Below are 8,711 nucleotides of genomic sequence, written 5' to 3'. Positions count from 1 at the left end.
GGATTTTCAATCCCCTGCTCTACCGACTGAGCTATCTGGGCAACGGCGCGCATTAAACCCTTTCTCGACTGGGGTGTCAACCTTGCAGCCCCAGTTTCTGGCATGTTTTTGCATAGGGTGAACCAAGTGGCGAGATACTGTGCAAGGAGCCCCTGACTCAACACCCGGATCCGGTTGTCGGTAGGTGCTGCTATCGAGGATTTTTCCCTTTATAGAATTACCTTTTCGCTCTCTCACGCATTCGGTTCCTCCAACAAGTCAGCCCATTTTCTGTCAAAAAACGGATGAACTAACCTGCATGTTTTTTGTGCGCTGAAAAGTTACCAGAAATTGACCAGACAGGGTTTGGTGCGTCGATACCGAAGGACCTCCGGTCGCTCAACTTCCGTATCTGCGTTTGAAGAAGAGTGATAACCCCCTACAGCAAGAGCTGTAGGGGAAGTAAATACTTGTGCTCAATGTGGTGTTTTAGCTCATAAAGTGAGCAGGGTGTCGGGGGGGCGGAAAAAAATAAAAATATTTTTCCGCCACAAAATCGGACTCTATTGAGTTTCTTCTTTCTGATTCTTTAGAGGGGGGCAAAAACTGATTTCTACTCTCCGGCTATAGGGGGATTTTGTAAAGCACAAAACATACCATGTGCAGGGTAGTCTGTTTTTATAAGGCATTATCGGATGGTTACGCTCTGGAGCTGGTCTTCCCTTTCGGTTTTTCTTCGTCCAACATTCTTGTCATGAGTCACCACGGTGGGGGCTCTAGATGATAGGAGGTGCGATGCCCGAACAGGCTGTAGCTCCAACTGTAGATAGTGCCAAGTTGGAGGAGTGCAGTTCAAAGCAGCGTGAAAGTAAAGATAAATACGAGCGTTCCCTTACGTGGATTACTTATGCCACTGGTCGCAAGGTTGGTTGTCTTAGTTTCACCAAAAATAAAGTCCGTTATCGGTTAAAAATTGCGAGCACGGACGAATTCAGCGTTAAAGAGATACGTGAACAAGCAAGAAAGCTAAAAGCGGAGTTTGTACTTGATCCAGTAGGATTCAATCAAACCTATCTTTCGAGCTTGTCAGTAGAACAGTTTATACATGATAAATACCTGCCCTCAGTACGAGCAACTCATCGGTCACATAAAACCATCGAGTCTCGCGTAAAGCCCATCGTGGCAGCTTTAGGGCGCAAGCCATTAAACAGAGTAACCCGTTTCGACATCGAGGATTTTCTTACAGAATCAAATAAAACGTGCTCTGTCGCCACGCGGAACCGCTACTTGGCACAGGTAAAGGCCATCATGTCCTTCGCTGTAGAACGTGGCATTCTCAAGTCCTCGCCAGCAGCAGGGATTCCGGCAAAGCATGAAGCTGTTTTGCCACCCAAGGGGTTGCCTGATGAGGTGGTGAATAAGGTGGTCCATCGTTTGATGAAAGACATCGACGATGAAAAAGCTAGGCTTCTGCTGTTCCTGTTTGCAACAGGGTGCCGGCTGGGTGAGGCCCGAGCGCTACAGCTTCAAGATTGTAATCTCAATCGAAAGCTTGCGTATTTGCCCACCAGTAAGTCTGGTCGAGAAAGGCTCATACCACTTAATCATTTCGCGCTGGAGTTGATTCAACTCCAATTCCAGCGCCATGGCACAACCGGTCTGCTCTTTAGAGGCCAGGGTGGTGTCTCTCAGATTTCCGAACCTCGGCGGTATTGGTACCGGGTCTGCAATGATTGCGGACTCTCAGGAGTACGCATGCATGACGCCCGTCATACCGTCGCTACCTCGCTGTTAAACCAAGGTTGCTCGCTGGATGTGCTTCAAAAAGTGCTGGGCCATAGCTCGCCAAAAATGACTGAGCGATATGCCCGCCTCCACGATACCACGCTGGTTAAGGCCGTCAACGAATTACACACCCTGTGGGACCTCCCACGCATCACCTGTTAACAATTTTTTGGAGAATGGGGGAGGAGACTCCCCCATAGATAATTATGCGTAGACCCAGATCTAGTAGTGATAACCCCCCGAGGCGTTTTGACCGTCGTCCAGGGACTCAAGCATCTATTGATAGGATGGCAAGTCAGGGTGTACCGCCGACAGACTCGGTACCGGACTCGGATCAGGAGGCATCAGCGCCAGAATCGCACCCTGCAGTCGCTCCTGACTCGCTGCCGTTACTGGTGGAGAAAACGAACCTTGATGCACACCATGGTGATGCTCATCGAGCGAATATTGCCCCCGATGCTGTGAGCCCAATGTCCGAACAGCACGAATGTTGTCAGCCATACCCCGACAGTGAGACTCAATATGAGCTTTTCGTTCGTCGTGAACTTCTTATGCTGGATCAGTGTTCAGCAGAATACAGGTTGTACAACGAGGGGCGTTGCTCGATTACCCCTGATGGGACTGTGTGTGACCTAGATGGCGTGGTGCTTTCCAGGTCTGAGCCGGAGATGAAAAAACCGGTTCATTCGATAGCTATTCCTGATGGGTTTGCGATGTCCCCGTGGGGGAAATTGGCTAGCGATCATGGCAAGCCAAAAACGATACTCGGTAAGCCATTGCTGCCGGTATCGATACTCCAAGCTGACAGTACAGACATCAGTGGTGTTCGTTTCATGTATCTGGATGAGCGGAAGCAATGCCAGCGCATCGACCTATTATTCGATAGGGTGATTCAGGACTACAAAACAGTGAGGGCTGCGCTATACCGCGCGGGGATTGAATGCCTAGGTGTACGGGAGGAGGGGCTGCTGTCATACATGTCCGCCAGCATCAGTATCCAAAATATCAGCGTGGTCCATCAGCATCTGCAAGCGGGGTTTGTTAGCGAACATCTCTGCTATGTCTGGGTAGGTCGGTCAATTTACAAAACGGGCTATAGTGGTCCTCAGCACGAGCTGCTGTCCGCGCCTGGTGAGCATGACGCTATCCACTCGAAAGGAACGCTGCAGGATTGGCAAAAGAACATTGCGTTGTCTGTCAAAGAGTCACCAACCATGCTCGTTGCAATCATGGCAAATCTATCCAATGTATTCATGAAGTTATCAAATACAGGGACCATGATTTTTCACTTCAATGGTGCAAGCTCTTGTGGCAAAACGACGCTTTTACAAGTGGGGCAGAGTGTGTCAGGCGTGGCATCTGACCCAAGTGCGGGCCCCGCAACGGCGATTGTGAAGTGGGACGGAACAGCTGCTGGGTTCAAAGGCATGTTTCAACAACGAACTGGCATTGGCATTTGTTTGGATGAACTGGGCTCATTGTCTAGTAACGATCCGCTTCAGTTTGCCTATTCGGTGACGGGTGGACAGTCGAGAGTACTTGGCAATTTGAAGGGCACAGGTAATAGGAGCCCATTGGCATCGAATGTTTGTGCTCCCTCTTCGGGGGAGGAATCCTTCAAGGAACTGCTAGAGCGGAGCAAGGCGGGCACTAAAGGGGGGATATTCGTCAGACTGCTGGATATTGAGATGATGGCGGAGGATGTCGCGCTGGCGGGTGAGAGCCTTGAGCTGACTCGTTGCCGGGTGAATGGCCTTAAAGCTGCAACCTCTCAGTACTACGGTACGGCGATGCCTGCATATATTCAGGCGCTGTTGAATATGCCAGACATCGATACCCCTGCTGATTTAGCGGTTATCTTTGCTGCTAAGCGTGAGGAGTGCCAAGAGTGGCTGATGAGTCGCTCGGGATTAGAAAACCCTCCGCCTCTTGCTGCTCGTGGTGCTGGTTGCTTCGCAAACGTCATGGCAGCGGGGCGATTGGCCGTTGAGCTAGGTATTCTGCCGTTTGATGTGGCGTATGCAGATAATGCAGTTTTGGTATGCTTCCGACGGTGGCTCATGTCGATGGACGGCATCATGGATGATGTCACCAGAGAGGCTTATCGGTTATTGGATACGCTCTCCGAGCAACGAAGAAAGATCCACATCGGCAAGCCATCCATGGAAGTGCGGGAGCTATTAGGATTCACGGAAGACGGAAAGCTTTATGTCGAAATGACCCAGCTTCAGAAACTGTTGACAAGCAAGCCGAAGCTGGTCATGAAGTGGCTTCGTGAAAACGGGTACATAGTGCACTATGCTGACGGACGATATGTCAAAGAGATCGTAATAGACAGCCTTCCTGGCAATTATTACGTATTCTCGGTGAACAAGGTATTTCAATTTAGAAGCCCGCTATTTGATGAACGGACTGAGAGCCTCGTCCAACCTTGCAGTACTGGTTCATCAACGGCCCCTGGCTCCCCCGCTCCGAGTTTCACCCGCCGCGCGACGAGCGAGACGGGGTGCGTGATGGTTGAGTCCTCACCAGACATGCCAGAGATATCGGTGGAAGTCGAAAAATTCTAAAAAATGAAAGGGGGCCAGTGCGAACTGGCCCCTTTGCTTTTATGGGATCCGGTGGCAAAAGCAGGCAGCAAGGGGAGGAACGCTTTAGCAGGCCGAGAAGGCCAGGATGATCTTGTTGCGGAGGTTTGGAGGGCGGCGCAGCCAAAACGGCTCATTGGGTCGCTAAACCGCGATACAGGTGCCTCGCCATGCGGAGATTACCCCGGTATTGCTCACTGGTGTGATCTCAGCCTGTGCTGTCGAACGGTCCCCCAAAAAAAAGAGGCCAGTAGAACTGGCCGCTTTGTCGTTACGAGCGTTTCGTGGCAGATATCGCTCACAGGAGTCAACTAATGACCAACTAACATGTACGCGTTGACGTTATCGATACACTTCATATCCGGCAGGAACGCGGTCTTCATTATCGACTTCCTCTCGGGATTCACCGATCACCCGGTTCACCCGATCCCAGAACGTCTGACCATCGGTTTCGGTCAGGCCGTATTCCTGCTTCACCTCGCGCTTTGCGGTGGACTCTTTCATCTGGATCATTTTACTCATGCATCACTCCTTGGATTGCTACTGCTTGATGGTTGACGACAATGCAGAACAGCGGCGACAGGTGGTGTCGCGGCATGTCAGGCGCTGTCGCCAGATGTATAAATTGGGATCTTTGTCACACATGGTTCAGGGTGGAGCCTGACTCATCAGGGTCAATAAATGGCGTAAATCACGGACGATCTGCTCATGGATAAAACCGGGCGAGATCACGGTGAGCCCCGGCATCCAGGATTTGATGACAGGCAGAATTTGATTGGCATCGAGTACGCGACTGCTCAATAACAGCGCACCGTCATCCAAGGTTTTGACTATCTCCTGCTCGGGCAGCAACGGGCGATGCTGAAAGTTGATGGCAATGGATGCATTGGCCTTGAGGAGCACCTCGATCATGCCGGAGCGCCAGAGTGTCGGATCGGTATCGATCTGTCGTTGAATGTACGCGTCACGGGTGAAGGTCTGTTGCGATAGCTCAACCAGTGCGATGGAGCTCAGCGGATAGGCTTGCAACCTACCCTCGCTGACACCGACCAAGTGCCAAGTGCCCTTGTAGTTGACGAGCTGATAGGGGCTAAACAGTTGCTTGCGTTGGTCTTTGGTGATGAGCCAGCATTGCAGATGGTGAGTCAGCGCCTGTTCTAATACCGGTATCTGGTGAATGAGTGAGTCAGCTGATTGACCATCGAACCCCTTGATGGCGAAGAGGCTTGGGGTGTCTCTGTCCAGCAACTGACCCAGACGATGTTCACTGGCGCGGGGGAACAGGTCGGTGATACCCAACTGTTCGGCCAGCTTGCGCAGCTTTCCATCGCTCTTGTGATTGAGAAACCCAGGATCCAGCCAGTACTGCTGGCTGCGGTGCTCTATCGGTAGATAGCTGAGGCGTTGATTGAAATCCCGCTGCAGGGTGCGCACGGTGACGTTGTACTCGGTGGCCAAATCACTCAGGTGCAGCTTCTCACCGCTGTACAGGCGGGTGAGGAGCATACCGAGGCGCTGAGCAATCTTGTCGTGTTCGTGCATACCATCTAGCAAGGGCAATAACCGTGTCGCGGATTATCCAAACAAGCCGCGACACGGCGTGACGAATTGGATGGCAGGCAGTTTTTCGCAAAACCCATCATCGACGATGGGCTTTTGTCATCAGGTGAGGGGTTTTGTTATCAACCGGCGAGAAGCGGTTGAGAAGGCTCATAAGCCCCGACAGATTTTGTGTAGCGGTTTGTCGGGACGATCGCTGAAAACGGTTCATTGGGCTGCTAAACAGCGATATCGGTATCTCACCACTGGATGAGATACCGACATACCTAGCTGGCCTGAACCCACTCGCCCTCTTCGGGAAGTGGCAGCGGCTTGGATGGTACTGAACTGGTCAGGGCATCATGGATGCAATTGGCTATTTTCTGGCTGGTCTGTTGCATCCGAGTGTTATGCAGGTGGGCATAACGCATTGATGTCTGACTGCTCCGGTGTCCGAGCTGGGATTGCACATCAAACAAGGTGCCTCCGTTGGAGACAATCAGTGCTGCGACCGAATGACGACAGGTGTGCAAGCAAACCCCCTCCTTATCTATACCGGCTCGCGCCAGCATCCGCTGAAAACCCTTGGTGGGATTTTGCAATGGCTGCCCTTGCCGCTTGCCTGGAAACAGGTAGGGATTTCCCTGTGTTACAGGTAAGTAGTTCAACAGCTCCACCGCCATATGGTTCAGGTGCAACACACGGCTATGGCCGTTCTTGGTGTGTGGAATGTATAGGGTCTTGTCCTCCTTGTTGTAGTGCTGCCATTTGGCCCTTGCCAGCTCGGCCCGACGCAAACCGGTGAGCAGCAACATCTTGACGTACTGACCGGTATAGAAACTCTCATGCTGATCGGCAGCCCGGAACAGGCGACGGATTTCATCTGGGGTGAAGTAGCGTTCGCGCCGATTGTTCTCTCGCAGCAACGACACCAGGGCTGCGGGATTGTCCTTGATCAGTCCGGCACGGGCTGCCCAGGTCATGATGGCCTTGAGCAATGCCAAAACGCGATTGCAGGTGGCCGGGGTGAGGCGTTTGAGCAACATCTGTTGCATGTTCTGGATGCGGGTAACGGTGATCTCTTCCGGGATCAGGTTGCCGAAGATTGGCCGTAGGTGATTACGGAAGCGATGTTCATCCGTCTTCCAACTGCGATTTCGTGATTGCAGATAGGGCAGATAGTCTTCCTGAAACAAATTGCTCAGGGTCTTCTGATTACGCTTGTCCTCCTTGGCTTGTTGCGGGTCAACGCCTTCGGCGATCTTGCGTTTGTAGTCGAGCGCGAGCTTACGAGCCGCGCTGACATCCAACGCGGGATAGTGCCCCAGGGCAATGGCCCGCTTGCGCCCATGTATTTGATAGCGCAGCAGGAACTTGCGGCGGCCTTCCCCTTTGCCCACCAGGCAGCGCAGACCGGTCACGTCGGTATCTGAATACTCCGCTTCGGTACTGCGGGCGTCATCTGGGTTTGGGGGCAGATCGGCAATCCGTCGATTGGTGAATTTAAATCGGGTAGGTGTTTCGTTCATGGTTCGCTCCTCAACATGTGAGCTGGTTAGACACGGCATAGGCCCCCTTCACAGTGGAAAGGAGGTCTAATCCCCGTCTCTGGCTTGGCGATCAAAATGGTCGTTGCTCATCGCGCCTTGGCCTGGTTGGCCCGGCACGATGACAACGCGGGAAAGGTGAGTGAACAGATGGCCGCCCCGGTCGCTACCCGGTCCGATCCCGTAAAAATGCTACCGAGCCCCGTGTCCGCCCCGCACAAACGGGGGGAAACGGGGCGCGTTTTTCCCTTTGAGTGATTAGACTTTTCCATCTCAACCCCGTGAACCCGCGAAATTTGCGGAAAAATGGGTGAGTTAATGAATTGGTCGGGTTGCCCCGCATATTCACGGCAAGCCCCGTGCCCGCCCCGCACAAACGGGGGGAAACGGGGCGCGTTTTTCCCTTTGAGTGATTAGGCTTTTCCATCTCAACCCCGTGAACCCGCGACATTTGCGGGAGTAATGGGTGAGTTAATGAATAGGTCGGGTTGCCCCGAGCATTCACGGCGAGCCCCGTGCCCGCCCCGCACCAACGGGGGGAAACGGGGCAGGTTTTTCCCTTATAGAGACTGGGTAAATCGACGCCAACCCCGTGAACCCGTGAAATTTGCGCATTAACAGGGAGGGATCATTCAGTGGCTACCCTGATCGCGTAGACACCCAGCGACAGGTAGGTGAGGAAATTACCCTCCCATAATTCATAGAACTCACCCAACTCAGACAACGGCACCACATGCGCATAGGCAATCAGCCCTTCCTGGCTTGAGAAGTCAAAATCGACCTCCTTAGCCAATTCGGCATAGTCACCCATGCCGACATAGGAAAAGTCCGTCATATAGACCAAGGACCATAGATTTCCTCGGCGTTGCAGACGGATCTCCACCGGATGAAAGCCGCCGGTTTCCGGGCCATAACCCGGATCACGAAAGTTCATCGTGACGGCGCGGGCTTGTGGCCATGTGGGATGGTGCCTGTTCAGCAGGTCGGTTAGACATACGGCGAACCGGGGTGAAACCGGTAGGGGGAGTCCCTGCCAGTTCAGTGCTATGTCACGGTTGCTCATGGCTGGGTCTCCTGTCCGGCTACCTCGTCGCCGGTCTCGGATCCCGTTTCGGCCCCGGCCTCATCCATCTTGTCTGACAAACCAGCCTGGTCGTTGGCTGTTTCCAAAAACGGGGGCTCATTGCCTTTCTCGATGGTTATCTCATCGGTCATGTCATCTTGGCCCTTCTGCCCCTTGGCTTTTCCCTTGCGAGCCTGTTTATCCATATTG

General features: G+C 52.9%; 7 protein-coding genes. 2 read left to right on the top strand and 5 right to left on the bottom strand.

Features of this window, described 5'->3' with window-relative positions; genetic code table 11:
* Window positions 1-774: 774 nt before the first annotated feature.
* Together AB5Y91_RS18735 and AB5Y91_RS18730 are read left to right on the top strand one after the other, a co-directional pair.
* On the top strand, window positions 775-1,926 hold the full coding sequence (locus AB5Y91_RS18735; protein ID WP_182951357.1) for a site-specific integrase: 1,152 nt from the start codon (window positions 775-777) through the stop codon (window positions 1,924-1,926).
* Between the two features lie 506 nt (window positions 1,927-2,432).
* Window positions 2,433-4,334, top strand: a complete 1,902-nt coding sequence (locus AB5Y91_RS18730) for a DUF927 domain-containing protein (protein ID WP_368169955.1) — start codon at window positions 2,433-2,435, stop codon at window positions 4,332-4,334.
* A 360-nt stretch (window positions 4,335-4,694) separates the two neighbouring features.
* On the opposite strand, the gene AB5Y91_RS18725 is transcribed toward AB5Y91_RS18730, so the two are convergent.
* The 5 genes from AB5Y91_RS18725 to AB5Y91_RS18705 all read right to left on the bottom strand — a co-directional run.
* Window positions 4,695-4,874: a hypothetical protein gene (locus AB5Y91_RS18725; protein WP_151028097.1), complete on the bottom strand. Its 180-nt coding sequence runs from the start codon at window positions 4,872-4,874 to the stop codon at window positions 4,695-4,697.
* Window positions 4,875-5,000: 126 nt separating this feature from the next.
* Window positions 5,001-5,894, bottom strand: a complete 894-nt coding sequence (locus tag AB5Y91_RS18720) for a helix-turn-helix transcriptional regulator (RefSeq protein WP_368170512.1) — start codon at window positions 5,892-5,894, stop codon at window positions 5,001-5,003.
* Window positions 5,895-6,178: 284 nt separating this feature from the next.
* Window positions 6,179-7,420: a tyrosine-type recombinase/integrase gene (locus AB5Y91_RS18715; RefSeq protein WP_368170510.1), complete on the bottom strand. Its 1,242-nt coding sequence runs from the start codon at window positions 7,418-7,420 to the stop codon at window positions 6,179-6,181.
* A gap of 646 nt (window positions 7,421-8,066) precedes the next feature.
* Complete coding sequence (locus tag AB5Y91_RS18710) at window positions 8,067-8,501, bottom strand: DUF2787 family protein (RefSeq protein ID WP_197984389.1); 435 nt, start codon at window positions 8,499-8,501, stop codon at window positions 8,067-8,069.
* Window positions 8,498-8,711, bottom strand: a 214-nt coding sequence (locus tag AB5Y91_RS18705; RefSeq protein WP_368170509.1) for a hypothetical protein, incomplete at its 5' end; no start/stop codon positions are given. The genes AB5Y91_RS18710 and AB5Y91_RS18705, both read right to left, overlap by 4 nt.

Source organism: Aeromonas sp. R4-3 (assembly GCF_040908275.1).
GTDB lineage: Bacteria > Pseudomonadota > Gammaproteobacteria > Enterobacterales > Aeromonadaceae > Aeromonas > Aeromonas rivipollensis.
Note: the sequence above shows the minus strand (reverse complement) of the source record. Positions and strands in the feature narration are given on the sequence as shown.

Coding starts and splice junctions, on each gene's coding strand:
- AB5Y91_RS18735 (WP_182951357.1), top strand. CDS start 775: ATGCCCGAACAGGCTGTAGCTCCAACTGTAGATAGTGCCAAGTTGGAG.
- AB5Y91_RS18730 (WP_368169955.1), top strand. CDS start 2,433: ATGAAAAAACCGGTTCATTCGATAGCTATTCCTGATGGGTTTGCGATG.
- AB5Y91_RS18725 (WP_151028097.1), bottom strand. CDS start 4,874: ATGAGTAAAATGATCCAGATGAAAGAGTCCACCGCAAAGCGCGAGGTG.
- AB5Y91_RS18720 (WP_368170512.1), bottom strand. CDS start 5,894: ATGCACGAACACGACAAGATTGCTCAGCGCCTCGGTATGCTCCTCACC.
- AB5Y91_RS18715 (WP_368170510.1), bottom strand. CDS start 7,420: ATGAACGAAACACCTACCCGATTTAAATTCACCAATCGACGGATTGCC.
- AB5Y91_RS18710 (WP_197984389.1), bottom strand. CDS start 8,501: ATGAGCAACCGTGACATAGCACTGAACTGGCAGGGACTCCCCCTACCG.